Source organism: Rathayibacter sp. AY1D9 (genome assembly GCF_002932395.1).
Taxonomy (GTDB): domain Bacteria; phylum Actinomycetota; class Actinomycetes; order Actinomycetales; family Microbacteriaceae; genus Rathayibacter.
Map to the genome: position 1 here is coordinate 1 of NZ_PSVQ01000035.1, position 24,887 is coordinate 24,887.

Here is a 24,887-nt window from a genome sequence, read left to right on the forward strand (position 1 = left end):
ACCTTGCCGATCTGCTTCAGGTAGTCCTTGACCGGGGCGGCGGGCTTCTCGGCGGCCGGGGCCGGCTCGGGCTCGGCCGGGGCGGGGGCCTCGGCGTCGCTCTCGGCGTCGACCGACGGGGTCGCCTCGTCGGTGGCCTCGGTCTCGGCGGCCTGGACCTCGGGGGCCTCCTCGGCGGGAGCCTCGGGCTCGGACGCCGACGCGGCTCCGGAGCCGTCGCCGATGCGCACCAGCTCGGCGCCGACCTCGACGGTCTCGTCCTCCTGGACGAGGATCTCCTCGATCACTCCCGCGACGGGCGACGGGATCTCGGTGTCGACCTTGTCGGTCGAGACCTCGAGCAGGGGCTCGTCCACCTCGACGCGGTCCCCGACGTTCTTCAGCCAGCGGGTGACCGTTCCTTCCGTGACACTCTCTCCGAGTGCCGGGAGGCTGACGGATTCGCTCATGAGCCTGTCTCCTTAAGACGCTTGTGTTTCGATGTCCAGCTTACTGATGCGGAAGCGGCGGATCGCCGCACCGCAGTGGTTCTACAGGGCGTGCAGCGGCTTCCCGGCCAGAGCGAGGTGCGCCTCGCCGAGCGCCTCGTTCTGAGTGGGGTGCGCGTGCACGAGGGGCGCGACGTCCTCGGGGTGCGCCTCCCAGTTCACGATGAGCTGAGCCTCGCCGATCAGCTCGCCGACGCGGGCTCCGACCATGTGCACGCCGACGACGGGGCCGTCGACCAGGCGCACGACCTTCACGGAGCCGGTGGTCCCGATGATCGTGCTCCGGGCGTTGCCGCCGAGGCCGTAGTCGTACACGGCGACGCGCTCGGCGCCGTACTCGGCGATCGCGCGGGCCTCGCCGAGGCCGACGGAGGCCACTTCGGGGTCGCTGTAGGTCACCTTCGGGACGTTGACGTCCGAGACGACCTGCGGGCCCAGACCGGCGATCTCCTCCGCGACGAAGATCCCCTGCTGGAAGCTCCGGTGCGCGAGCTGGAGCCCCGGCACGATGTCGCCCACGGCGTACACGCCGGGGACGGAGGTCTGCAGGCGCTCGTCGGTCAGCACGTAGCCGCGGTCGAGGCGGACCCCGGCCTCCTCGAGGCCGATGCCCGCGGTCACCGGGCCGCGGCCGACGGCGACCAGCAGGATCTCGCCCTCCACCGTGGCGCCGCTCTCGAGCGACACGGAGACGCCGCCCTCGCTCTGCGAGACCGACGCGACGCGGGATCCCAGCTGGAAGGCGATGCCCCGCTTGCGGAAGGCGCGCTCCAGCTGCTTGCTGACGCTCTCGTCCTCGTTGGGAACGAGGTGGGGGAGGGCCTCGACGATCGTGACCTCGGCGCCGAACGAGCGCCAGACGCTCGCGAACTCGACGCCGATCACTCCGCCGCCGAGGACGACGACGCTCGCGGGCACGTGGTCGAGCTCGAGAGCCTGGTCGCTCGTCAGGATCCGGCCGCCGATCTCGATGCCGGGGAGGGTGCGGGAGGCGGACCCGGTGGCGACGACGATCGACGCGCCGTGGAGCACGTGCTCGCCGACGGTCACCGTGCCGGGCGCGGTGAGACGGCCCTCGCCCGTGACGACCGTGATGCCGCGCGAGGACACGAGGCTCTGGAGCCCCTTGTACTTGCCGGCGACGACGCCCTCGCGGTAGCGCGTGACGCCTGCCATGTCGATCCCGGTGAAGCTCGAGAGCACGCCGTACTTCTCTCCCTCGCGGGCGCCGTCCGCCAGCTCGGCGGCGTGCAGCAGGGCCTTGGTGGGCACGCATCCCCGGTGCAGGCAGGTGCCGCCGACCTTGTCGCGCTCCACGAGCGCGACGCTCATCCCCAGCTGCGTCGCCCGGAGGGCCGCCGCGTACCCGCCGCTGCCACCTCCGAGCACGACCAGGTCGTAGCGCTCTTCCGACACCCAGTGACTCCCTCGCGACGTGCGGTCCCGCTTCCCGGCCGACCGGCTCCGACGCTGAGCGCCGAGCGGATCGGGAGGGGGGACGAGGCGGGATCTCCCGCCCCGTCGACCCTACTACGCGCTCGCGAAGCCCTCGGCCAGGGCGATCAGCGCGCGCACCGAGACCCCCGTGGCGCCGGCTCCGGTGAAGCCGTAGCCGCCGCCTCCGTTGCTCGAGGGGCCGGCGATGTCGAGGTGCGCCCACGGGATCGTGGTCGCGTCCTCGCCCTCGCCGCGCTTCCCGACGAACTCGCGGAGGAAGTGGCCGGCGAGGAGCATGCCGCCGGCGGTGTTGCCCGGCTTGACGTTCGCGATGTCGGCGATGTCCGAGTTCAGCAGCGGTCGCAGCTCCGCGGGGAGGGGCATCTGCCAGAAGGGCTCTCCCGCCGCGCGGGCGGCGTCGAGGACGCGGGAGACCAGCTCGTCGTCGCCCAGAGCGCCGACGGTCCGGTTGCCGAGGGCGACCACGGAGGCGCCGGTCAGCGTCGCGACGTCGATGATCGCATCGGGCTGCTCCTCGCTGGCGGCGACGAGGCCGTCGGCGAGCACCAGTCGGCCCTCGGCGTCGGTGTTCAGCACCTCCACCGTGGTCCCGCCGCGCACGGTGAGCACGTCGTCCGGGCGGATCGCGGTCCCGGAGGGGAGGTTCTCGGCGATGCAGAGCCAGGCGGTCGCGCGGAGCGGGAGGCCGAGCTCCGCGATGGCGCGCACGACGGCGTACACGGTCGCCGCGCCCGCCATGTCGGTCTTCATCCCGATCATCGAGGCCGGCGGCTTGAGCGAGAGTCCGCCGCTGTCGAAGGTGATGCCCTTGCCGACCAGGGCGAGGTGGGTGCTCGCGCCCTCGGGCGCGTAGGCGACCTTCACGAGGCGGGGCGGGCGGGAGGAGCCGCTGCCGACTCCGAGGATGCCGCCGAACCCCTCCTCCGCGAGGGCCTCCTCGTCCCAGACGGTGACCTCGAGGGGCAGTCCCTCTGCGCCGGTCTGCACGGCCTCGGCCAGCGTCTGCGGGTAGAGGTGCGACGGGGGAGTGTTGACGAGGTCCTTCACCGTGCCGACCGCGCGGCCGAGCACGAGCGCCCGGTCCAGGACGGCGGGGTCGGCCGACTCGCCGCCGCCCAGCAGGACGACGTGCTCGACGGGCGCCTTCGCCGCGGCGGCGGTGCTGCCGCGGAAGGCGGTGAAGGAGTAGGAGCCGAGCGCGGCGCCCTCGGCGACCGCGGCGAGCGTGCCGTCGGAGCCGGCGGGGAGGGAGAGGGCCACGGAGGCGGACCCCGCGAGCAGGCGGACGGCGGCGCCCGCGGCGTTTCGCAGCGCGGTGTCGTCGGGCTCCGCCGAGCCGAGTCCGACGAGCACGATCACTCCGGCACGGACCGAGGACGGCACGCGCACGAGCGTCTCGGCCGCGCCGGTCGCGCCGAGCGCGCTCAGCGCGGGGGCCAGCTCCTCGAAGCCCTCCGCGCCGACGAGCCGGGGACCGTCGGGTCCCGGGGCGACGCCGAGGACGAGGGCGTCGGTGTCGATGTCGGAGGCGGGAACGGTCGAGTACTCGAGAGAGGAGAGGGGCATGGCGGCAATGCTAGGCGCTGTTCGCTGAGGGCTCAGCGGACCCGGACGGGGCGCCGGGACCCCCGTTTAGACTGGACGCATGCTGGATCCGGAAGACCTGTTCGAGATCGAGGGCGACCTCTCCGAGATCCCGCGCGGGCTGCACCTCGTCGCGGGCCTGACCGGCTCGGCCGACGCCGGGGGAGCGGTGGGGCAGCTGGGGGAGTACCTCTTCGAGACCCTCGAGCACCGCGAAGTCGCGGTCTTCGACCAGGATCAGCTGCTCGACTACCGGGCCCGCCGCCCCATCATCACCTTCGACCAGGACCACCTGACGGACTACCGTCCTGCGATGCTCCGGCTCTCGCTCGCGCACGACGAGCTGCACCAGCCGTTCCTCCTGCTCACCGGCTTCGAGCCCGACTTCCAGTGGGAGCGGTTCACCCGCGCGGTGGTCTCCCTCCTCGAGCGGCTCGACGTCGCCTCGACCACGTGGGTCCAGGCGATCCCGATGCCCGTGCCGCACACCCGGCCCGTCGGCGTCACCGTGAGCGGCAACCGCGAGGACCTGATCGAGGCGATGTCGGTCTGGAAGCCGCACACGCAGGTGCCCTCGAACGTCCTCCACCTGCTCGAGCTGCGCCTCTACGAGCGCGGTCTGACCGTGGTCGGCTTCGCGCTGCTCATCCCCCACTACCTGTCGGACACCGAGTACCCGCAGGCGGCGGTCGCGGCGCTCGAGAGCATCTCGGCGTCGACCGGCCTCATCTTCCCGACGGACCGCCTGCGCGAGAGCGGGCGGGAGTTCCTCGGCAAGGTCGACGAGCAGGTCGGCGGCAACGACGAGCTGCAGAAGCTGGTCTCGGCCCTCGAGGCGCGGCACGACACCTACATGGAGGGGACGAGCCTCCGCTCGCCGCTCACCGACGAGGACGGCTTCGTGCCCAGCGCCGACGCGATCGCCGCCGAGCTCGAGAAGTTCCTCGCGATCCGCCGCCCGGGCGAGGAGCCCACCGCCTCCTGAGCGGCCGTAGGATCGGACGAGTGCGTGATCGTCGAGCCTGGTTCGTCTTCGGTGCCGGAGCGTTCGCCTACCTCGTGGCGGTCCTGGACCGCACGACGCTGGGCGTCGCAGGAGTGGACGCCGCGGAGCGGTTCGGGGTGGCGGCCGCCGTCCTCTCGTCGCTCGCCGTCGTCCAGCTGATCGTCTACGCCGGGATGCAGATCCCGGTCGGGATCCTCATCGACCGGTTCGGCCCGCGGACCCTGATCCTCTCGGGCACGGCCCTGATGATGGCGGGCCAGGTCGTGGTCGCGATCGCGCCGGGCATCGGCGTCGCGATCGTCGGGCGGATCCTGCTGGGAGCCGGGGACGCCGCGATCTTCACCTCCGTGATCCGCCTCACGGTGACCTGGTTCAGCGGACCGATCGTGCCGCAGCTCTCGCAGTGGATCGGCAACATCGGCCAGGTGGGCCAGATCCTCTCCGCACTCCCGTTCGCGGCGATCCTCCACACGTTCGGCTGGGAGCCCGCGTTCCTCAGCGCCGCCGGCCTCGGGGCCGTGTCCTTCCTCGGCGTGCTCCTCCTGGTCGCCGACGTTCCGCCGCGCACCGAGCCGATCACGGTGGTGCCCCCGACGCTCCGGGCGACGATCGCGCAGCTCGGAGTGAGCCTGCGCCGGCCGGGGACGCAGCTCGGCTTCTGGTCGCACTTCGTCACGCAGTCCTCCGGCACGGTCTTCACGCTCCTCTGGGGCTACCCCTTCCTCGTCTACGCGATCGGTCTGCCGCCGACCGTCGCCGCGCCGACCCTCACGATCGTCGTGATCGCGGGGATCGTCGTCGGGCCGGTGCTCGGCGTCCTGACCGCCCGCCACCCCATGCGCCGCAGCAACCTCGTGCTCGGGATCGTCTCGGCGATGGCGGTCGCCTGGACCGTCGTGCTGCTCTGGCCCGGCATCCCGCCGTACTGGCTCGTGGTGCTGCTCCTGATCGTCGTCGGAGCGGGCGGCCCCGGCTCCATGATCGGGTTCGACTTCGCCCGCACGTTCAACCCCTCGCGGAGCCTCGGCGCGGCGAACGGAGTCGTCAACGTGGGCGGGTTCCTGGCCAGCTTCACGATGATGTTCGCGATCGGCCTGATCCTCGACGCACTGGCCGGTCCCGGTGCCTCCTCCGAGCAGACCTACTCGCTCGAGCACTTCCGCCTGGCGTGGTGCGTGCAGTACGTGGTGGTCGGCGCCGGAGTCGTCGGACTCGTCGTCGCGCGCCGCCGGACCCGCCGCCGCCTGGCCGAGGACGAGGGAATAACCGTGGCCCCTCTCTGGGTTGCACTGAGTGACCGGATGCGCCGCGGCCGCGCGGGGCGCTGACGGTCGTCCCCGTCGATCCGCCCTTCTGCAGACGCGATGTCCCAGCGGAACGGCCCGGATCCCGCCGGATCGAGCCCCACTCGCACCGCACCGCACGGCTGCACTACTCAGACGTGCAATAATTGTCAATAGGACCCGTTCGGGTCGAGGAGCACCAGGCCCACGTCGGGCGTGCGACGTCCTCGACTTGACATGGGTCCTCGTAATGCCCACCGACGGACGACGCCCTCCCGCGCCGCCCGCCCCCGGGACGCAACGGATGGAGAGGTGCCGCCATGGCCACCAGAGCTACCAAGACCGCAACGCTCGACGCCGTCGACGACGACGTGACGACGACCACCAAGAAGCCCGCGACACGCAAGCCCGCGGCGAAGACCACGGCGGCCAAGACCACCGCGGCCAAGACGACCCGCTCGCGCGCCACGACCAAGGCCGCCGCTCCCGCCGACACCGAGGAGGAGCCGACCGACGCCGTCGAGCCCGACGAGGCGGCGGAGGAGGAGACCGAGGTCGTCGCCGAGGACACCGAGACCGACGCGAAGGACGACGCGGAGACACCGGAGGCCCCGGCCGCCGCTGCCGTCGCCGCTCCGGCCGAGCCGCTCCCGAGCGGTGCGCTCGTCCTGTCGTTCGGCGGAGAGGACGACGAGGTCCCGGTCTACTCGACCGCGATCACCGGTGCCACCGCCGACCCGGTCAAGGACTACCTGAAGCAGATCGGCAAGGTCGCGCTCCTGAACGCGGCCGAGGAGGTCGAGCTCGCGATGCGCATCGAGGCCGGCCTGTTCGCCGAGGACAAGCTCGCCAACTCGACAGACCTCAGCCCGGAGCTCGTCCGCGAGCTGCGCTGGGTCGCGAAGGACGGCCAGCGCGCGAAGAGCCACCTGCTCGGAGCGAACCTCCGGCTCGTCGTCAGCCTCGCGAAGCGCTACACCGGTCGCGGGATGCAGTTCCTCGACCTCATCCAGGAGGGCAACCTGGGCCTCATCCGTGCGGTCGAGAAGTTCGACTACACCAAGGGCTTCAAGTTCTCGACCTACGCCACGTGGTGGATCCGCCAGGCGATCACCCGCGCGATGGCCGACCAGGCCCGCACCATCCGCATCCCGGTGCACATGGTCGAGGTCATCAACAAGCTGGCCCGCGTGCAGCGCCAGATGCTCCAGGACCTGGGCCGCGAGCCCACGCCCGAGGAGCTCTCGCGCGAGCTCGACATGACCCCCGAGAAGGTCATCGAGGTGCAGAAGTACGGGCGCGAGCCGATCTCACTGCACACGCCCTTGGGCGAGGACGGCGACAGCGAGTTCGGCGACCTCATCGAGGACACCGAGGCGGTCGTCCCGGCTGACGCCGTGGGCTTCACCATGCTGCAGAAGCAGCTGGAGTCGCTGCTCGACTCGCTCTCGGAGCGCGAGGCCGGCGTGATCCGCATGCGCTTCGGCCTCGGCGACGGCATGCCGAAGACGCTCGACCAGATCGGCGACACCTTCGGCGTGACGCGCGAGCGCATCCGCCAGATCGAGTCCAAGACGATGGCCAAGCTCCGCCACCCGTCCCGCTCGCAGTCGCTCCGCGACTACCTCGAGTAGGCCGGTGATCCGCTACGCGCCGGCGGTCCTCCTCGGGAGGGCCGCCCGGTTCGCCGCGCGGGTCCGGAAGCCCGGCGGGGGATCCGCCGTGCCCGGACTCGTGGTGAACCGCGTCGCGCCCGGATTCCTGCCCGCGGTGCTCGACGGATTCCGGGACGGCCTCGTGGTCGTCACGGGATCGGCGGGCAAGTCGACCACGACCAAGATGCTGGTCGCGGTGCTCCGCGCGCACGGGCTCCGGGTCTTCACCAACCCCTCGACGGCCAACATCGCCCAGGGGCTGACCTCCGCGCTCCTGGAGCGGGCGGACCTCCGCGGACGGATCGACGCCGACATCGCCGTCCTCGAGATGGACGAGGGTCACGGCGCGCGCCTCGCGCCCCGGATGCGCCCCCGCGTCGTCCTGCTGACGAACGTGGTGGTCGACCAGATCGACCGCTTCTTCGATCCGGCCATGGTCGCCCGGATGCTCGGCACCATCGCCTCCCGCGCGACCGGTCCCGTCGTGCTGAACGCCGACGACCGCCACGTCGCCGATGTCGCGACCTCCCTCCCCGACGAGCGGATCCGCTGGTACGGCGTCTCCTCCTCCGTCCGCGACTCCGCGTCCGGCGGTCTCGGCTACGCCGCGGAGGCGGAGGCCGGGACCGACCGTGCCACCACCGTCGTCGAGAGCACGACGGGAGCGGCCGCGCGCATCGTCAGCGACGGCGACCCGCTCGAGGTCCGGCTCCCCGCACGGGGCGTCCACTACGCGGTGGACGCCGCGGCGGCCGTCTCCACGGCCCGCGCCGTGCTCGCCGAGCGCTTCGACCCGGCCCTCGCCGCCTCCGCGCTCTCGAGCATCGACCCCGTCTTCGGGCGGGGCGAGATCGTCACCGTGCGCGGCCACGAGGTCGAGTTCGTCCTGGTTCAGAACCCGGCGAGCTACCGCCTGAACATCGCGGAGATCCCCGAGGGGACCGAGCAGATCATGCTCGCGATCGGCTCCGACGTCCGAGACCCCTCCTACTTCTGGCCCGTGGACACCTCCGTGCTCGGGCACGTCCGGGTCGTCTCGGGGTCGAAGGCGCACGAGGCGGCGCTGCACCTGCGCTACGACGGCGTGCGCGTCGACTCCGTCGACGAGGACCTGGGTCGCGCGCTCGACGCGTTCCTCGCTCTGCCGACCCCCGCCTCCGGCCGGAAGACCATCGTCTTCTCGGCCGATTCGATGCGCCGCACCCGTGCGCACCTGCAGCTCGTCACCAACCGCGAGGAGACCGCGTGACCACCCTCCGCATCGCCGTGCTCGCTCCCGACGTCCTGGACAGCAACGGCGACGCGGCGAACGCCCGGGTCCTCGCGGCTCGGGCGCGCTGGTCGGGCGTCGAGGCGGAGGTGGTGCCGCTGGCGACCGCCTCCGACGCCGAGGTCCGTCCGGACGTCCTGGTCGCCGGGACGGGAGCGGACGAGGACCTCCCGGGCGTCCTGGCACTCCTCCACGAGATCGCGCCGACGCTGCGGGTCTGGGTCGACCAGGGCACTCAGGTGGTCGCGGTCGGAGCCGGCTGGGAGATGCTGGCCGGTTCGATCAGCACGGCCGCGGGCGGCGCCCGGGGGATCGGACTGTTCCCCGGAGACTCGGTCACGGGCGAGCGCGCGACCGACGACCTCCTCGTCGAGACGCCGGGCGGCGTCCTCGTCGGATTCGAGAACCACGAGCGCCGGATGACCGGGATCGCGCCCGAGGACGCGCTCGGCCGAGTGCTGCACGGCACCGGCGACGGCGCCGGCCACGAGGGCTACGCGGAGGGAGGCCTTCTGGGCACGCACCTGCACGGCCCCGTCCTCGCGAAGAACCCCTCGCTCGCGGACGCGATCCTGCGGCGCGCCCTCGGCGACGCCTACTCCCCGTCGGACGAGCGTCTCCGCCTGGTCGATGAAACGGCACGAGCCGCTCGCGAAGTGATCGCGAAGCGGCTCGGTGTCGGTCGGTAGGGCGCTGACGCGCCGTCCGGGCTGATCGGGGACGCGCTAGGGACGCTGCTCCTCGAAGAGTCGGGCGGACTCGTCGTGCCAGCTCTGGGCGATGCTGGAGAGCTTCTCCTGGTACTTCTTCCCGTGGTGCGCGCAGAACAGCAGTTCTCCGTTGTTCACGACCACTCGGATGTACGCCTGGGCACCGCAGCTGTCGCAGCGGTCGGCGGCGGAGAGCTGGTGGGCACCGGCGAGCTCGTCCACGCCGTTCTGGGTTGCTGTGGTCGACATGACTTGGCCTCCTGCACTCGTTCTTCGATCTCTGCTTAGTGGAACCCATCCAAGCACGCGATTGTTTCCGCACGGAGTCGATCGGTCGGCATTTCGCTCTGCGCGTAGGGGCCCCGCGCCGAGCGGCCATCGTGCTGTCGCCGGGTGCCGCGCCACCGCGGCCGGAGCGGTTCCCGAAAGTAGACTGGGCGGATGGCCTCCACCGACTACAACGCCCGCCACCTCTCCGTCCTCGAGGGTCTCGAGGCGGTCCGGAAGCGGCCCGGCATGTACATCGGATCGACCGACTCGCGCGGCCTCATGCACTGCCTCTGGGAGGTCATCGACAACTCCGTCGACGAGGCGCTGGCCGGGCACGGGACCGAGATCAGCGTGCTCCTGCACGCCGACGGCAGCGTCGAGGTGCGCGACCGCGCGCGCGGGATCCCGGTCGACATCGAGCCGAAGACGGGGCTCTCCGGAGTCGAGGTCGTGTTCACGAAGCTGCACGCGGGCGGCAAGTTCGGCTCCGGGTCCTACGCGGCGTCCGGCGGTCTGCACGGCGTCGGCGCCTCCGTGGTCAACGCGCTCTCGGAGCGCCTCGACGTCGAGGTCGACCGCAACGGCCGCACCTACCGGATGTCGTTCCACCGGGGGGAGCCCGGGCGCTTCGCCGACGCGGGCGAGCCCACCCCCGACGCTCCGTTCACGCCGTTCGAGAACGGGTCGGAGCTGACGGTCGTCGGGAAGGTCGCCAAGGGCGTCACCGGTACGCGCGTGCGCTACTGGGCCGACCGCCAGATCTTCACGAAGGGCGCCTCGTTCCAGACGGACGACCTGGTGACGCGCGCCCGGCAGACCGCGTTCCTCGTCCCCGGCCTGACGATCGACATCGTCGACGACCGGGCGGACGAGCGCCGCGCCGAGATGTTCCGCTACGACGGCGGCATCTCGGAGTTCGTCGAGTTCCTCGCCCCCGACGCCCCCGTGACCGAGGTGCTGCGCCTCACCGGCTCCGGCACCTTCACCGAGACCGTGCCGGTGCTGACCCCCGGCGGCGCCATGGTGCCCACCGAGGTGGAGCGCACCTGCGAGGTCGACATCGCCCTGCGCTGGGGCACCGGCTACGAGACGGTGATGCGCAGCTTCGTGAACATCATCTCGACGCCCAAGGGCGGGACGCACCAGACCGGCTTCGAGCAGGGCCTGCTGAAGCTGCTCCGCTCCCAGGTGGAGGCGAACGCCCGCCGCCTCAAGGTCGGCTCGGACAAGCTCGAGAAGGACGACGTCCTCGCCGGGCTCAGCGCCGTGCTGACCGTGCGGCTCCCTGAGCCGCAGTTCGAAGGCCAGACGAAGGAGGTGCTGGGCACGCCCGCCGTCCGCGCGATCGTCGCCTCCACCATCGCCTCGACGCTGGGCGCGGTGTTCTCCTCGACGCGCCGCGAGGACAAGGCGCAGACCTCCCAGCTCCTCGAGAAGGTCGTCGCCGAGATGAAGTCGCGGATCTCGGCCCGCGCGCACAAGGAGACGCAGCGCCGCAAGAACGCGCTGGAGTCCTCCTCCCTTCCGGCGAAGCTGGTCGACTGCCGCAGCAGCGACGTCGAGAACAGCGAGCTCTTCATCGTCGAGGGCGACTCCGCCCTCGGCACCGCCAAGCTCGCCCGCAACAGCGAGTACCAGGCCCTGCTGCCGATCCGGGGGAAGATCCTCAACACGCAGAAGGCGAGCATCGCCGACATGCTCTCGAACGCCGAGTGCGCCTCGATGATCCAGGTGATCGGAGCCGGCTCCGGCCGCTCCTTCGACCTCTCGGCCGCCCGCTACGGGAAGATCATCCTGATGAGCGACGCCGACGTCGACGGCGCCCACATCCGCACCCTGCTGCTCACGCTCTTCTTCCGCTACATGCGGCCGCTCGTCGAGGCGGGGCGCGTCTTCGCCGCCGTGCCTCCGCTGCACCGGCTCGTGGTGATGAACGCGGGGAAGAAGCCGAACGAGACGATCTACACCTACTCCGAGAAGGAGCTGCAGAGCGTGCTCGCGGCCCTCGGCAAGGCGGGCCGCCGCTACCAGGACCCGATCCAGCGCTACAAGGGGCTCGGCGAGATGGACGCGGACCAGCTGGCCACGACGACCATGGACCGCTCCCGCCGCACCCTCCGCCGGGTGCGGGTAGCGGACGCCGAGAACGCCGGCCGGGTGTTCGAGCTGCTGATGGGCAACGACGTGGCGCCCCGCAAGGAGTTCATCGTCCGCGGGTCCGAGTCGCTGTCGCGGGACCGCATCGACGTCTGAGCCGCGGGGCTCAGAACACCTCGGGCGCCGCTCCGATCGTCGCGATCGGCGCCGCGAGCGCCACGCCGGAGCCGTCGCGCTTCATCCCGGAGTCGGGCAGCGCGGCGACCGAGCCGTCGGCCTCGAGCGCGTGCGCGGGACCGGGGCCGACCCACGCCACTCCGAGGGCGGTCTCACCCTTGAGGAAGCGCTGCGCACGGACTCCGCCGGTGGCCCTGCCCTTGGCGGGGAACTCCGAGAACGGCGAGACCTTCGCACTACCGGTGTCGGTCCCCGAGAGGGCCCAGCTGTCGACGGCGACCGTCGCGACGACGGCCTCGTCCCGGTCCTCGGCGGCGACGACGGCGAAGTGCACGACGTCGTCGGTCTCGGCCAGCTTGACCCCGGCCATCCCCGCGGCGGTCCGGCCCTGAGGGCGGACGGCGGACGCGGGGAAGCGCAGCAGCTGGGCCTCGCCGGTGACGAAGACCAGCTCGTCCTCCTCACCCGACGCGGCCGCGCCCACGACGGCGTCCTTCGGCTTCAGGGCGATGAGCTCGATGTCCGGGCGGTTGGGCAGCTCGCCCGGCGCGACGCGCTTGACGACGCCCTGCTGGGTGCCGAGCGCGATCGGCCGCTCGTCGTCGAGGGCGACGAGCGCGAGCACCCGCTCGTCCTTCGCCAGGTGCGGGAGGTAGTCGCTCATGCGCACGCCCGCGCCCAGCTGCACCGAGGAGGAGGGGACGGCGGGCACGTCGACCGGCGAGAAGCGGAGGAGCCGACCGGCGCTGGTGACCGCGCCGATCTCCGTCCGGCTGGTCGTGTCGAGCACGCTGAGGACGGCGTCGTGCTTCGAGCGGCGCGTGGCGCGCTCGGGGTGGGGAGCGGCCTCGGGGTCGCGGTCGACCCGCACCATGCGGCCGGTGGTGCTCAGCAGCACCCGGCAGGGCACGTCCGCGATCTCGAGCACCGCGGCGGCCTTCCGCCCGGTGGTGGCGACGGAGGGACGCGCCTCGGTGAGCAGGGTGCGCCGCGGGGTCCCGAGGCGCTGGGCGACCTCGTCGAGCTCGTCCGAGACCAGCTCGTCGATCCGTGAGCGGCTGGCGAGGAGGGCCTCGAGCTCGGCGATCTCGGCGAGGAGGGTGTCGCGCTCGGTCTCGAGCTCGATGCGCGAGAACTTCGTGAGGCGGCGGAGCTGGAGCTCGAGGATGTAGTCGGCCTGCAGGGTGCTGAGGTCGAAGACCTCGATCAGCCGGGCCCGCGCCGCCGCGGTGTCGTCGCTCCCGCGGATCAGCTGGATGACCTCGTCGATGTCGAGGATCGCGATGAGCAGGCCCTCGACCAGGTGCAGCCGCTCCTGGCGCTTGCGCAGTCGGTAGCGGGTCCGCCGGGTGACGACCTGCACCCGGTGGCCGATGTAGACCTGCAGCAGCTCCTTCAGGCCGAGGGTGCGCGGGCCGCCGTCGACCAGCGCGACGTTGTTGATCGAGAACGCGTCCTCGAGGGGCGTGTAGCGGTAGAGCTGCTCGAGGACGGCCTCCGGGCTGAAGCCGGTCTTGATCCCGATGACGAGCCGGAGGCCGTTGTCCCGGTCCGTCAGGTCGGTGACGTCCGAGATGCCGCTGAGCTTCTTGTTCTGGACGCCGTCCTTGATCTTGTCGATGACCTTCTCGGCGCCGACGAGGTAGGGCAGCTCGGTGACGACCAGGCCGGACTTGCGCGCGGTGATGCTCTCGACCGAGACGCGCGCGCGGGTCTTGAAGCCGCCCCGGCCGGTCGCGTAGGCGTCGCGCACGCCGGCGAGGCCGACGATCGTGCCACCGCTCGGGAAGTCCGGTCCGGGGACGAACGACATCAGGTCGTCCAGGGACGCGTCGGGATGGGCGATCAGGTGCCGGGCCGCCCCGATCACCTCCACGAGGTTGTGGGGCGCCATGTTCGTCGCCATGCCGACGGCGATGCCGCTGGCCCCGTTGACCAGCAGGTTCGGGAACGCGGAGGGGAGGACCTCGGGCTGGTCGTGCGAGTTGTCGTAGTTCGGGACGAAGTCGACGACGTCCTCGCCGAGGTGCTCGGTCATGGCCGTGGCGGCCGGGGCGAGGCGGGCCTCGGTGTAGCGGGCCGCGGCCGGGCCGTCGTCGAGGGAGCCGAAGTTGCCGTGGCCGTCGACGAGGGCGACCCTCATCGTGAACGGCTGGGCGAGGCGGACGAGGGAGTCGTAGATCGAGGCGTCGCCGTGCGGGTGCAGCTTGCCCATCACCTCGCCGACCACGCGGGCCGACTTCACGTGGCCGTGATCGGGCCGCAGCCCCATCTCGCTCATCATGTAGAGGATCCGGCGCTGCACCGGCTTGAGGCCGTCGCGGGCGTCGGGCAGGGCCCGCGAGTAGATGACCGAGTACGCGTACTCGAGGAAGGACCCCTCCATCTCGGCCGAGACGTCGACGTCCTCGATGCGCTCGGTGAGCGAGGATCCGGAGGAGGGGGCTGCAGCGTTCATGACTCGATTCGGTGGCGGGCGCGGGGCGGCGGCGGGGGACTGCACCGCCCTGCGGCGCTCGACGGGACGGGCGGAGCGGAGACGGCGCCTCGCGGACGGGACCGGCCCTCCCGTTCACGCGCACGCTCCGCCGCACCGGCCCGGCGGGGACGGCGGCGCTGTGCGAAACTGGGCGCGATGACCCACATGCTACCGCCAGCCCCCGACGGGCGGCGGAGCCTCGCCGACGTCCTGCCGGGCGCCCTCGACGCGCTCCTGGGCCGCCCCGGCCTCTTCGGCTCGCCCCGCGTCGAGCGGATCGTGATCGTCCTCGTCGACGGCCTGGGTGCCGCGAACCTCCGCCAGCGCGGGGGCCACTCGCGCACGCTCGCTCCGGCCCTCAACCGCGCCACCACGCTCGTCTCGGGCTTCCCGACGACCACCGCGGCGGCCCTGGCGAGCCTGACGACGGGCCTGCGCCCGGGCGGGCACGGGATGGTCGGCTACCGCGTGCTCGACCGCGCCTCCGACCGCCTGGTCAACCAGCTCTCCGGCTGGGACGAGGGCATGGTGCCCGAGACGTGGCAGCCCCACCCCACGGTCTTCGAGCAGGCCTCGGCCGCCGGTGTCCGGGCCGGAGTGATCGGCCCCGCGCGGTACGCCCGCTCCGGTCTCACGCGGGCGATCCTGCGCGGCGCGGAGTACCACTCCGCCGGCGGCGTCGCCGAGCGCTTCACGGCGGCGCGCGCCCTGCTCGACGAGGGCGGCCGGCAGCTCGTGTACCTCTACGTCCCCGAGCTCGACCAGGCGGCGCACGCGCGCGGCTGGGAGTCGCCGGAGTGGACGGCAGCGCTCGAGCTCCTGGACGGGGAGGTCGGCGGAGCGGTCCGCGGGCTCTCCGCCCGCGAGAGCGTGCTGGTCACCGCCGACCACGGCATCGTGGACGTTCCGGCGTCCTCGCACGTGCTCGTCGAGCGGGGACCGCTGCTCGAGGGCGTCCGGCACCTCGGCGGAGAGCCCCGCTGCCTGCAGCTGCACCTCGAGCCGGGTGTGGACCCCGACGAGGTGGCGCGGCGCTGGATCGAGGCGGAGGGCGCACGCGCCTGGATCGCGACACGCGACGAGGTCGCTGCGAGCGGCTGGTTCGGCGAGGTCTCGCCGGCGGCGGCCGAGCGGATGGGCGACGTGTTCGTCGCGGCCCGGAGGACCATCGCCTACTACGCGGCGGACGACTCCTCCGGCCGCTCGATGATCGGGCAGCACGGGTCGCTCACGCCGGAGGAGACGCAGGTGCCGCTCCTCCGCTTCGGCGCGCTGGCCTGAGCCGGGCCGGAGGGACGGGGGGCACCGTCCACCCCGGCGGCGCCGCGCCGGCGGAGGATCAGTCGTCGCTGCGCGCTCCGAAGACGATCTCGTCCCAGCTCGGCATCGACGCCCGCCCCCGGCGGAGGCTCCCGCGCACCCCCGACGGCTGCTCAGGGACCGGGGGAGCGGTGCGCGGCGGCTCCGGTGCCTTCTCGACCGGAGGAGCGGCCTCGGCCTCGGGCTCCGGCTCCTCGCTGACGCGGAGGCTCGAGGCGTGATCGCGCTCGCCCCGGCGGCGCCGCAGGGCGTCGAGCAGGTCGGCGGTGTCGTTGAGGTTGCGCTCGCGCTGCTCCGTCGTGCTCGTGACGGGGCGGGGGAGCGTCGAGATCGGGCGCGGGGTCTCGGAGAGGGCCGGCTGCGGCTCCGTGTCGGAGGGGCGGACGGCGGCCGGCCGGGCGTGCGGCATCGCGGCGGTGCGGCCGGCGGTGGGGTGGTCGGCCCGGGCGGAGCGGGTCGGCGCCTCCGCGGACTCCGGGTCGAAGCGCGTGGCGAGCTCGTCGACGGCGGCGGGGATGACGGCGCGCAGGCGCGGGATGAGGGTCGGCCGGATCTCGCCCTGCTGCGAGAGCGTGATCGCCTCGGAGGTCAGCGGCGACAGCAGCGCCTTCCGCGGGTCGAAGCGCCAGCGGGCGTCGTGGTCGATCTCGTCCGAGCGGAAGAGGAGCTTGACGACCCAGCCCTCCTCCTCCTTCCAGCTCGACCACTGCTCGCCCTCGGCGCCGAGCGACGCGAGGCGGTCGCGGATGACGTCGCCGAAGGGCGTGCCCTCCTCGAGGGGATCGGGGTCGGTGGTCGTGTAGACGCGCACGGCGAGGGCGGACGCGACGATGTGCTCGCGCTCGGCCGTGACGGGTCCCTCGAAGCGCTGGACGTAGCCCAGGTCGGCGCCCGTGAGCTCGGCGACCTCCTCGGCGGAGAGCCCGGAGCGGATGTGGGCCTGGATCTCGCGGGGGGAGACGCGCTTCTCGCGCGGCGGGAGGGTGTGGACCCGCGGCCGCAGCTGGCTCTGCAGCGTCTCGTCGATGCGGACCGAGAAGCGCTCGCCGCCCTCGGACACGAGGACGAGCGATCCGCCCTCGACGCCGATCACCTTCAGTTCCATCATCGTGGGGACCCTCCTTCTGGACGCGGACCGGGCAAGGATGCCACGCGCCCGGGCGATCGGCCGGGAATACCCCGGGCGGGTCGAAAGTTGGTGCGGAAGGAGGCGGGGCGAGCGGGTGTCAAGAGCCGTTCGAGGTGGTTTGCGAATCGATGCGTCGTGATGCACACTGACCCCGCCGATTTGTTGAACAGCAGAAATAAGAAGTGGATGGGAATGGCTACGGACTACGACGCCCCCCGCAAGACCGATGACGACTCCGAGTCGATCGAGGCCCTGAAGGAGCGAGTCCCCGACAAGATGTCCGGAGTCGTCGACGTCGATGACGCCGACAACCCGGGCGGATTCGAACTGCCCGGTGCCGATCTGTCCGACCTCGATCTGGACGTCGTGGTCCTTCCGCCCCAGGCGGACGAGTTCACGTGCGTGAGCTGCTTCCTCGTGAAGCACCGCTCGCAGATCGACCACGAGGAGAAGCTCGGACCGATCTGCCTGGAGTGCGCCGCTTAAGCGCCTCCCGGCTCCGAAGGACGACCGCTCCGTCGCCGTGATCCCCGGATCGCGGCGACGATGTCGTCCGGGCGGCGGGTGGAGACCAGCCAGTACGGCGTCGGGTCGGCCGGATCCTCGATCGGGACCCGCACCACCTCCTTCACCCAGCCGCGGATGACCAGGTACGCCCGCGCGTCCAGGCGCGTCCCGCGCTCGGCGAACGCCTGGTCCCCCGAGTAGGAGGACGGCTCGCCCACGAGGTCCAGCGGGATGTGCGCGCGGCCGGCGCGCAGCTCACCCTCCGCCACCTCGATCACGGGGGAGAGGGCCAGCAGCGACAGCACGCAGCCCGCGTACAGCACGACCGCGACGATCACCCCCACCGCGAGGTCGATGGGCGCGAACACCAGGATGCTGGCGGGGATCACGAGGGCGGTGGCGACGAAGAGCCAGGGCGCGGGCCACAGCCTCTCTCGGTAGGACGGCATGACCCTATTGGATCAGACGTTTGGTCTACCCTCGTCACGTGCCTGCAACCGTCGACGTCCCGATCACCGCGGACCGGCTCCCCTCCTACGCCCGTCCGGGCGACGCGGGAGCCGATCTCCACTCGACGGAGGACGTGGTGCTCGCCCCCGGTGAGCGCGCCTCCGTCGGCACCGGGGTGGCCGTCGCCCTCCCGGAGGGCCACGCCGGCTTCGTCGTCCCCCGCAGCGGGCTGGCCTTCAGGCACGGCATCACCGTCGTCAACTCCCCCGGAACGATCGACGCGGGCTACCGCGGCGAGATCCGGGTGGCGCTGCTGAACACCGACAGCCGCGAGACGTACCGCGTCTCGGCGGGGGACCGGATCGCGCAGCTCGTGATCGTCCCCGTCGTCCAGGCGAGGTTCACGGCCGTCGACGAGCTTCCCGAGTCGGTCCGCGGCACGGGCGGCTTCGGATCCACCGGGTACGCCGCCGGCGCCCAGGAGACCAGAATCCACGAGGAGAGCGCATGAGCGACATCCAGCCCACGGCCGGCGAGGCCGCCGAGCCCGTCCAGCAGGACTTCGAGAAGTCGGCGCCGGAGGACCGCGCGGAGGCCGGGCCCCTGGACGAGCGCGAGGCCAACCCGGTCCGCCCCTACATCGACCTCGGCGGGGTGAAGGTGCTTCCCCGCGAGGGCATGCACATCCGCCTCGAGGTCGAGGAGGGGACCAAGCGCGTCATCGCCGTCGGCCTCGACTACGCAGGGTCGACGCTGCAGGTGCAGCCCTTCTCCGCGCCGCGCTCCTCGGGCCTCTGGCACGAGATCCGCGGCCAGATCGCCGAGCAGATCGGCCGTCAGGGCGGATCGACGACGGAGCGCGACGGCGTCTTCGGTCCGGAGCTCGTCGCCGAGCTCCCGATCGCCGGCGGCCAGACCCGCGTCGCCCGGTTCGTCGGTGTCGACGGTCCGCGCTGGTTCCTCCGCGGCGTGATCGCCGGAGCCGGAGCCGTCGACGAGCAGGCGGCCGCCTCGGTCGAGGAGCTCTTCCGCAGCATCGTCGTGGTCCGCGGCAGCGGCCCGATGCCTCCGCGCGACCTGATCCCGCTGAAGGTGCCGACCGGCAGCCAGACCCAGCAGAGCGCGAGCTGACCGGCATGGAGCCGGTGCGGCCCGAGGACCCGGCCCGATCGGAGGAGCCGGTCCGGCCCGAGGTGGGCGACGCGATCGCGCAGGCCGCCCGCCGCTCGGGACTCGGCGCGGTCGCCGACGGCGAGCCGTTCGACGGGAAGGCGCTGCTGCGCACCATGGGCGGCGTCCGGGGGATCCTCGAGGCCGTCGTGCCCGGCATCGCCTTCGTCCTGCTCTACACGGTCACCTCGGAGCTGGTGCTCTCGCTGGTCGCATCCGTCGGGCTCGCCGTGGCGTTCACGGTGGCGCGGGTGCTCGGCCGGACGCCGGTGATCCAGGCCGTCGGCGGGCTGCTCGCCGTGGTGGTCTCGGCCGCACTGGCGCTGTTCACCGGGCGGGGCGTCGACAACTTCGCCCTGGGGCTGCTCACCAACCTCGTCTACGGGCTCGTCTTCCTCCTCTCCGTCCTCGTGCGCTGGCCCCTGATCGGCGTCGCCGCCGGCTTCCTGATGGGGGACGGCACCTCCTGGCGGTCCGATCGGCGCAAGCGCCGCCTCTTCGGCGCCCTGACCCTCGCGTGGGCGGGGCTCTTCCTCCTGCGCCTGGCCGTGCAGTACCCGCTGTTCCTCGCCGAGGACACCACGGCGCTGGGCATCTGGAAGCTGGCGCTGGGCCTGCCCCTGTACGCGCCGCTGCTGGTGCTCACCGTGCTCGCCGTCCGGGCCGAGTACCGCGGAGCCGGCGAGCGCGCCGATGCGGGCGATGCTCCGGATCGTGCATAGAATTGTCTCGACGTCGAGATAAATAGCGCTCGCCTCCCCGCACCGTCGCGGCGAGGTCGACCGGGCGCCTCGGCGTCGAGGAGTTAGGTCCTCCTTGGTGGCAGGCCGCTGTGCGCGGTCGTCAAGATGAGGACGGAGAGCGGCTCCGCCCGTCGGCGGACGCTGCAGTCAGCGAAGGAGAGGGCGACGTGTCCGCGGTAGACAGCTTTGGATCGAAAGACACCCTGAAGGTCGGCTCGACCGACTACGAGGTGTTCCGCATCGACCGGGTCCCCGGTCACGAGAAGCTCCCGTTCAGCCTCAAGGTGCTGCTCGAGAACCTCCTCCGCACGGAGGACGGCGCGAACATCACCGCCGACCACATCCGCGCCCTCGGCGAGTGGGTCCCGGAGTCGGAGCCCGACACCGAGATCCAGTTCACGCCGGCCCGCGTGGTCATGCAGGACTTCACCGGCGTGCCCTGCATCGTCGACCTCGCCACCATGCGCGAGGCCGTCGCTGCCCTGGGCGGCGACGCGAACCGGATCAACCCGCTCGCGCCCGCCGAGATGGTCATCGACCACTCCGTCATCGCCGACCTCTTCGGCACCGAGGACGCGCTCGAGCGCAACGTCGAGCTCGAGTACGAGCGCAACGGCGAGCGGTACCAGTTCCTCCGCTGGGGCCAGACCGCCTTCGACGACTTCAAGGTCGTCCCGCCCGGAACCGGCATCGTGCACCAGGTCAACATCGAGTACCTGGCCCGCGTCACCATGACCCGCGAGGTGGGCGGCGTGCTGCGCGCCTACCCCGACACCTGCGTCGGCACCGACTCGCACACGACGATGGTCAACGGCCTCGGCGTGCTCGGCTGGGGCGTCGGCGGCATCGAGGCCGAGGCCGCGATGCTCGGCCAGCCCGTCTCGATGCTCATCCCGAAGGTCGTCGGCTTCAAGCTCACCGGCTCGATCCCGACCGGCGTGACCGCGACGGACGTCGTGCTCACCATCACGCAGATGCTGCGCAAGCACGGCGTGGTCGGCAAGTTCGTCGAGTTCTACGGGGCCGGCGTCGCCGCGGTGCCGCTCGCGAACCGCGCCACCATCGGCAACATGAGCCCCGAGTTCGGCTCCACCGCCGCGATGTTCCCCATCGACGACGTGACCCTCGACTACCTGCGCCTCACCGGCCGCAGCGACGAGCAGATCGCCCTCGTCGAGCAGTACTCCAAGCTGCAGAAGCTCTGGCACGACCCCGCGGTCGAGCCGGTCTTCAGCGAGTACCTCGAGCTCGACCTCGGCACCGTCGTCCCCTCGATCGCCGGCCCGAAGCGCCCGCAGGACCGGATCGAGCTCTCGTCCGCCAAGACGCAGTTCGAGTCGGACCTCACCAACTACGCGGACGTCTCGCACGACATCGTCGACCTGACCATCGCGGAGTCGTTCCCCGCCTCCGACCCCGGAGAGCTGCAGCCGCAGGACGAGCACAGCAGCCACGAGCACACCCACCGCTCGCACGCGCCGGCGACCGCCTCCAAGCCGACCATGGTCGAGCTCGGCGAGGGCGGGACCTTCACGATCGATCACGGCGCCGTCGCGATCGCGGCGATCACCTCGTGCACCAACACGTCGAACCCGTCCGTCATGCTCGCGGCCGGCCTGCTGGCCCGCAACGCGGCGCAGAAGGGCCTGAAGGCCAAGCCGTGGGTCAAGACCACGCTGGCGCCCGGATCGAAGGTCGTCACCGACTACTACGAGAAGGCCGGCCTGACCGAGTCGCTCGAAGCGCTCGGCTTCTACACGGTCGGCTACGGCTGCACGACCTGCATCGGCAACTCCGGCCCGCTGCTCGAGGAGATCTCGGCCGCGGTGCAGGACAACGACCTCGCCGTGACCGCCGTGCTCTCGGGCAACCGCAACTTCGAGGGCCGCATCAACCCGGACGTGAAGATGAACTACCTGGCGAGCCCCCCGCTCGTCATCGCCTACGCGCTCGCCGGCTCGATGAACTTCGACTTCGAGGTCGACGCGCTCGGCACCGACTCCGACGGCAACGACGTGTTCCTCAAGGACATCTGGCCCGACGCGGCCGAGGTGCAGGCGACGATCGACTCGTCGATCGACAAGTCGATGTTCGACACGCAGTACGCGGGCGTGTTCGACGGCGACGAGCGCTGGCGCGCGCTGCAGACCCCCGAGGGCTCGATCTTCGAGTGGGACGAGTCGTCGACCTACGTGCGGAAGCCCCCGTACTTCGACGGCATGACGATGGAGACGACCCCGGTCACCGACATCGCCGGTGCCCGCGTGCTCGCCAAGCTCGGCGACTCCGTCACGACCGACCACATCAGCCCCGCCGGCTCGATCAAGGCCGACAGCCCCGCCGGCCGCTACCTCGACGAGCACGGCATCGACCGCAAGGACTACAACTCCTACGGCTCGCGCCGCGGCAACCACGAGGTGATGATCCGCGGCACGTTCGCGAACATCCGCCTGCGCAACCAGCTGCTCGACGGCGTGGAGGGCGGCTACACCCGTGACTTCACGCAGCCGGACGCCCCGCAGTCGTTCATCTACGACGCGTCGCAGAACTACCAGGCCGAGGGCACCCCGCTCGTCATCCTGGGCGGCAAGGAGTACGGCTCCGGCTCGTCGCGCGACTGGGCGGCCAAGGGAACGAGCCTGCTGGGCGTCAAGGCGGTCATCGTCGAGAGCTTCGAGCGGATCCACCGCTCGAACCTCATCGGCATGGGCGTCGTCCCGCTGCAGTTCCCTGCGGGCGAGAGCTGGGAGTCGCTGGGCCTCGACGGCACCGAGTCGATCAGCATCTCGGGCATCGAGGAGCTGAACGAGGGCGTCACCCCCAAGACGGTCCACGTCGTCGCCGAGCCGACCGAGCACTCGGCCGAGGGCAAGCAGACCGTCGAGTTCGACGCGGTCGTCCGCATCGACACCCCCGGTGAGGCGGACTACTACCGCAACGGCGGCATCCTGCAGTACGTGCTGCGCTCGCTCGTCTAGATCAGCCGCAGAGCGTGTGCGCCTTCCCTGCGGGGGAGGCGCACACGCGTTCCCGGGGGCCCCGTGCGTAGACTCGGGAGACGTCCCCACCTCGCTCACGACCCCGGAAGGCGGCGCGCATGGCTGTTCTCGAGACCATCGGCGGTCCTCGCGATCTCGATCGCCTGACCGCGGCCGAGCTCGAGACGCTGGCGCAGGAGATCCGCGACTTCCTCGTGCGCGAGGTCTCGAAGACCGGCGGCCACCTGGGGCCGAATCTCGGCGTCGTCGAGACGACCATCGCGATCCACCGGGTCTTCGACTCGCCGCACGACGCGATCGTGTTCGACACCGGTCACCAGTCCTACGTCCACAAGCTGCTCACCGGTCGCCAGGACTTCTCGAAGCTCCGGCAGCGCGGCGGCCTCGCCGGCTACCCGCAGCGGAGGGAGTCGCCGCACGACATCGTCGAGAGCTCGCACGCCTCCAGCTCGCTGTCCTGGGCGGACGGCATCTCCCGCGCCTTCACGATGACCGGCCAGACCGACCGCCACGTCGTCGCGGTCGTGGGCGACGGCGCCCTCACCGGCGGCATGACCTGGGAGGCGCTGAACAACATCAGCGACGACAACTCCCGCGGGCTGGTCATCGTGGTCAACGACAACGGGCGCTCCTACGCCCCGACCATCGGCGGCATGGCCCGCTTCCTCAACGGCGTCCGCACGCGGCCGACCTACCGCACGATGCACCGCGGCTCCCGGGCCGTCTCGGAGCGGCTGGGCGGCCCCGCCGCCGCCGTCTACCGCGGCGTTCGCGGCGGGCTCCACGGCTTCCTCAGCCGCTTCATCAACAACGAGGCGCTCTACTCCAACCTCGACATCAAGTACCTGGGGCCGATCGACGGACACGACCTGACGGCGATGGAGGAGGCTCTCCAGCAGGCGAAGGACTACGGCCAGCCGGTCATCGTGCACGCGATCACCCAGAAGGGCAAGGGCTTCGGTCCGGCCGTGCACGACCTCGCCGACCAGTTCCACGCCGTCGGGCAGATCGACCCCGAGACGGGCGAGCCGCTGAGCGCGGCCGGGGCCCGCTCGTGGACCTCGGTGTTCGCCGAGGAGATCGTCACGCTGGCCGACGAGGACCCGACGATCGTCGGCATCACGGCCGCCATGCTCCGGCCCGTCGGTCTCGACCGCCTCGCGGAGAAGTACCCGGAGCGCGTCTTCGACGTCGGCATCGCGGAGCAGCACGCCGTGACCTCGGCCGCCGGTCTCGCCTTCGGCGGGCTGCATCCGGTCGTCGCGCTGTACGCCACCTTCGTGAACCGCGCCTTCGACCAGGTGCTGATGGACGTCGCACTGCACCGAGCGGGCGTCACCTTCGTGCTGGACCGCGCCGGAGTCACCGGACCCGACGGTCCGAGCCACCACGGCATGTGGGATCTGGCGATCCTGCAGGTCGTCCCGAACATCCGTCTCGCCGCTCCGCGCGACTCCGTGCGCCTGCGCGAGGAGCTGCGCGAGGCCGTCGGCGTCACCGACGCGCCGACCGTGGTGCGCTTCTCGAAGGGGAGCGTCGGCGACGAGATCGACGCCGTCGAGCGTCTCGGCGACGGGGTCGACGTGCTCGCCCGCGCCGAGCGCAAGGACGTGCTGCTGGTCACGGTCGGGCCGATGGCCGCGATGGGTCTCGAGGTCGCTCAGCGGCTCGCGGCCCAGGGCATCGGAGCCACTGTCGTCGACCCCCGCTGGGTCGTGCCCGTGCCCACCAGCATCATCGAGCTCGCCCGCGAGCACCGAATCGTCGTCTCGATCGAGGACGGGGTGCGCGTCGGCGGGATCGGCACGCGCATCCGCCAGGACCTGCGCGAGGCCGGCGTGGACACCGCGGTGACCGAGCTCGGGCTGCCCGACCAGTTCCTCGACCACGCCAAGCGCGAGGAGATCCTCGAGGACGTCGGACTCACTCCCCAGCACATCGCTCGCGACGTCGTCGCGCAGGTGCTGGGCAGCAAGATCCCGGTCGCCCGTCCGCTCCCGGACGAGGTCGAGGCCCGGGACGACGCCCGCAGCGACTGATCGGCCGTCGGGACCCGTCCCTCAGGCGACGCGCGGAAGGGGCGCCGGATCAG

General features: G+C 71.8%; 20 protein-coding genes. 13 read left to right on the forward strand and 7 right to left on the reverse strand.

All coding sequences use genetic code 11. The annotated features are described in order from the left end of the window. From C5C50_RS13280 to C5C50_RS13290, 3 genes are all read right to left on the reverse strand, one after another. Positions 1–449, reverse strand: a 449-nt coding sequence (locus C5C50_RS13280; RefSeq protein ID WP_308471834.1) for a biotin/lipoyl-containing protein, incomplete at its 3' end; no start/stop codon positions are given. Between the two features lie 81 nt (positions 450–530). After that, a complete protein-coding gene (gene lpdA / locus C5C50_RS13285) occupies positions 531–1,904 on the reverse strand; it encodes a dihydrolipoyl dehydrogenase (RefSeq protein ID WP_104268680.1) in 1,374 nt (457 codons plus the stop codon). Between the two features lie 114 nt (positions 1,905–2,018). Continuing rightward, positions 2,019–3,512 (reverse strand): leucyl aminopeptidase, encoded by a 1,494-nt coding sequence (locus C5C50_RS13290; RefSeq protein ID WP_104225226.1) that lies wholly within the window; start codon positions 3,510–3,512, stop codon positions 2,019–2,021. Between the two features lie 79 nt (positions 3,513–3,591). Here C5C50_RS13290 and C5C50_RS13295 point away from each other — a divergent pair, with 79 nt between their 5' ends. The 5 genes from C5C50_RS13295 (at position 3,592) to C5C50_RS13315 (ending at position 9,433) form a co-directional block, all read left to right on the forward strand. Continuing rightward, a complete protein-coding gene (locus C5C50_RS13295; RefSeq protein WP_104238748.1) occupies positions 3,592–4,515 on the forward strand; it encodes a proteasome assembly chaperone family protein in 924 nt (307 codons plus the stop codon). Between the two features lie 20 nt (positions 4,516–4,535). Then, positions 4,536–5,864, forward strand: a complete 1,329-nt coding sequence (locus C5C50_RS13300; RefSeq protein WP_104261522.1) for a nitrate/nitrite transporter — start codon at positions 4,536–4,538, stop codon at positions 5,862–5,864. Between the two features lie 275 nt (positions 5,865–6,139). Further along, on the forward strand, positions 6,140–7,453 hold the full coding sequence (locus C5C50_RS13305; protein WP_104222118.1) for an RNA polymerase sigma factor: 1,314 nt from the start codon (positions 6,140–6,142) through the stop codon (positions 7,451–7,453). 4 nt (positions 7,454–7,457) lie between these two features. Beyond that, positions 7,458–8,723, forward strand: coding sequence for a Mur ligase family protein (locus C5C50_RS13310; protein ID WP_104273654.1), 1,266 nt, complete (start codon positions 7,458–7,460; stop codon positions 8,721–8,723). Then, positions 8,720–9,433 carry a type 1 glutamine amidotransferase gene (locus tag C5C50_RS13315; RefSeq protein ID WP_146084578.1) on the forward strand — a complete coding sequence of 238 codons (714 nt, stop codon included), beginning with the start codon at positions 8,720–8,722 and terminating at the stop codon, positions 9,431–9,433. The genes C5C50_RS13310 and C5C50_RS13315 overlap by 4 nt, the downstream gene beginning before the upstream one ends. 36 nt (positions 9,434–9,469) lie before the next feature. Here C5C50_RS13315 and C5C50_RS13320 read toward each other — a convergent pair whose 3' ends face one another. Continuing rightward, a complete protein-coding gene (locus C5C50_RS13320) occupies positions 9,470–9,703 on the reverse strand; it encodes a hypothetical protein (RefSeq protein ID WP_068212876.1) in 234 nt (77 codons plus the stop codon). A gap of 192 nt (positions 9,704–9,895) precedes the next feature. Between C5C50_RS13320 and C5C50_RS13325 the strand changes: the two genes are divergently transcribed. Further along, complete coding sequence (locus C5C50_RS13325; RefSeq protein ID WP_104225230.1) at positions 9,896–11,977, forward strand: type IIA DNA topoisomerase subunit B; 2,082 nt, start codon at positions 9,896–9,898, stop codon at positions 11,975–11,977. Between the two features lie 10 nt (positions 11,978–11,987). Here C5C50_RS13325 and C5C50_RS13330 read toward each other — a convergent pair whose 3' ends face one another. Beyond that, entirely contained in the window at positions 11,988–14,456 is a 2,469-nt protein-coding gene (locus tag C5C50_RS13330; protein ID WP_104268676.1) for a DNA topoisomerase (ATP-hydrolyzing) subunit A, read from the reverse strand. Between the two features lie 177 nt (positions 14,457–14,633). Between C5C50_RS13330 and C5C50_RS13335 the strand changes: the two genes are divergently transcribed. Then, the gene (locus C5C50_RS13335) at positions 14,634–15,758 is read left to right on the forward strand and encodes an alkaline phosphatase family protein (RefSeq protein WP_258067761.1); all 1,125 of its coding nucleotides are present in this window, start codon (positions 14,634–14,636) and stop codon (positions 15,756–15,758) included. Positions 15,759–15,816: 58 nt separating this feature from the next. On the opposite strand, the gene sepH is transcribed toward C5C50_RS13335, so the two are convergent. Further along, positions 15,817–16,905, reverse strand: coding sequence for a septation protein SepH (gene sepH / locus C5C50_RS13340; RefSeq protein WP_104273657.1), 1,089 nt, complete (start codon positions 16,903–16,905; stop codon positions 15,817–15,819). Positions 16,906–17,118: 213 nt separating this feature from the next. Between sepH and C5C50_RS13345 the strand changes: the two genes are divergently transcribed. Next, positions 17,119–17,412, forward strand: a complete 294-nt coding sequence (locus tag C5C50_RS13345; protein ID WP_055792269.1) for a DUF4193 domain-containing protein — start codon at positions 17,119–17,121, stop codon at positions 17,410–17,412. Here the strand turns inward: C5C50_RS13345 and C5C50_RS13350 are convergent. Then, a complete protein-coding gene (locus tag C5C50_RS13350) occupies positions 17,409–17,882 on the reverse strand; it encodes a DUF3093 domain-containing protein (protein WP_104232568.1) in 474 nt (157 codons plus the stop codon). The two genes, C5C50_RS13345 and C5C50_RS13350, sit on opposite strands and share 4 nt — an antisense overlap. A 38-nt stretch (positions 17,883–17,920) precedes the next feature. Here C5C50_RS13350 and dut point away from each other — a divergent pair, with 38 nt between their 5' ends. The 5 genes from dut (at position 17,921) to dxs (ending at position 24,834) form a co-directional block, all read left to right on the forward strand. Further along, a complete protein-coding gene (gene dut, locus C5C50_RS13355) occupies positions 17,921–18,394 on the forward strand; it encodes a dUTP diphosphatase (protein WP_104273658.1) in 474 nt (157 codons plus the stop codon). Then, a complete protein-coding gene (locus C5C50_RS13360; protein WP_104248032.1) occupies positions 18,391–19,014 on the forward strand; it encodes a DUF3710 domain-containing protein in 624 nt (207 codons plus the stop codon). The genes dut and C5C50_RS13360 overlap by 4 nt, the downstream gene beginning before the upstream one ends. A 5-nt stretch (positions 19,015–19,019) precedes the next feature. After that, entirely contained in the window at positions 19,020–19,775 is a 756-nt protein-coding gene (locus tag C5C50_RS13365; RefSeq protein WP_104273659.1) for a DUF3159 domain-containing protein, read from the forward strand. A gap of 188 nt (positions 19,776–19,963) precedes the next feature. Further along, positions 19,964–22,774: an aconitate hydratase AcnA gene (acnA, locus tag C5C50_RS13370; RefSeq protein ID WP_104273660.1), complete on the forward strand. Its 2,811-nt coding sequence runs from the start codon at positions 19,964–19,966 to the stop codon at positions 22,772–22,774. A 119-nt stretch (positions 22,775–22,893) separates the two neighbouring features. Next, complete coding sequence (gene dxs, locus C5C50_RS13375; protein WP_104222098.1) at positions 22,894–24,834, forward strand: 1-deoxy-D-xylulose-5-phosphate synthase; 1,941 nt, start codon at positions 22,894–22,896, stop codon at positions 24,832–24,834. The last annotated feature ends 53 nt before the right edge of the window (positions 24,835–24,887 follow it).

What these genes read in the sequence shown, in the direction of transcription:
- C5C50_RS13290 (WP_104225226.1), bottom strand. Translation starts at nt 3,512, where the DNA reads ATGCCCCTCTCCTCTCTCGAGTACTCGACCGTTCCCGCCTCCGACATC.
- C5C50_RS13295 (WP_104238748.1), top strand. Translation starts at nt 3,592, where the DNA reads ATGCTGGATCCGGAAGACCTGTTCGAGATCGAGGGCGACCTCTCCGAG.
- C5C50_RS13305 (WP_104222118.1), top strand. Translation starts at nt 6,140, where the DNA reads ATGGCCACCAGAGCTACCAAGACCGCAACGCTCGACGCCGTCGACGAC.
- C5C50_RS13320 (WP_068212876.1), bottom strand. Translation starts at nt 9,703, where the DNA reads ATGTCGACCACAGCAACCCAGAACGGCGTGGACGAGCTCGCCGGTGCC.
- C5C50_RS13325 (WP_104225230.1), top strand. Translation starts at nt 9,896, where the DNA reads ATGGCCTCCACCGACTACAACGCCCGCCACCTCTCCGTCCTCGAGGGT.
- C5C50_RS13330 (WP_104268676.1), bottom strand. Translation starts at nt 14,456, where the DNA reads ATGAACGCTGCAGCCCCCTCCTCCGGATCCTCGCTCACCGAGCGCATC.
- C5C50_RS13335 (WP_258067761.1), top strand. Translation starts at nt 14,634, where the DNA reads ATGACCCACATGCTACCGCCAGCCCCCGACGGGCGGCGGAGCCTCGCC.
- sepH (WP_104273657.1), bottom strand. Translation starts at nt 16,905, where the DNA reads ATGATGGAACTGAAGGTGATCGGCGTCGAGGGCGGATCGCTCGTCCTC.
- C5C50_RS13345 (WP_055792269.1), top strand. Translation starts at nt 17,119, where the DNA reads ATGGCTACGGACTACGACGCCCCCCGCAAGACCGATGACGACTCCGAG.
- C5C50_RS13350 (WP_104232568.1), bottom strand. Translation starts at nt 17,882, where the DNA reads ATGCCGTCCTACCGAGAGAGGCTGTGGCCCGCGCCCTGGCTCTTCGTC.
- C5C50_RS13360 (WP_104248032.1), top strand. Translation starts at nt 18,391, where the DNA reads ATGAGCGACATCCAGCCCACGGCCGGCGAGGCCGCCGAGCCCGTCCAG.
- C5C50_RS13365 (WP_104273659.1), top strand. Translation starts at nt 19,020, where the DNA reads ATGGAGCCGGTGCGGCCCGAGGACCCGGCCCGATCGGAGGAGCCGGTC.
- dxs (WP_104222098.1), top strand. Translation starts at nt 22,894, where the DNA reads ATGGCTGTTCTCGAGACCATCGGCGGTCCTCGCGATCTCGATCGCCTG.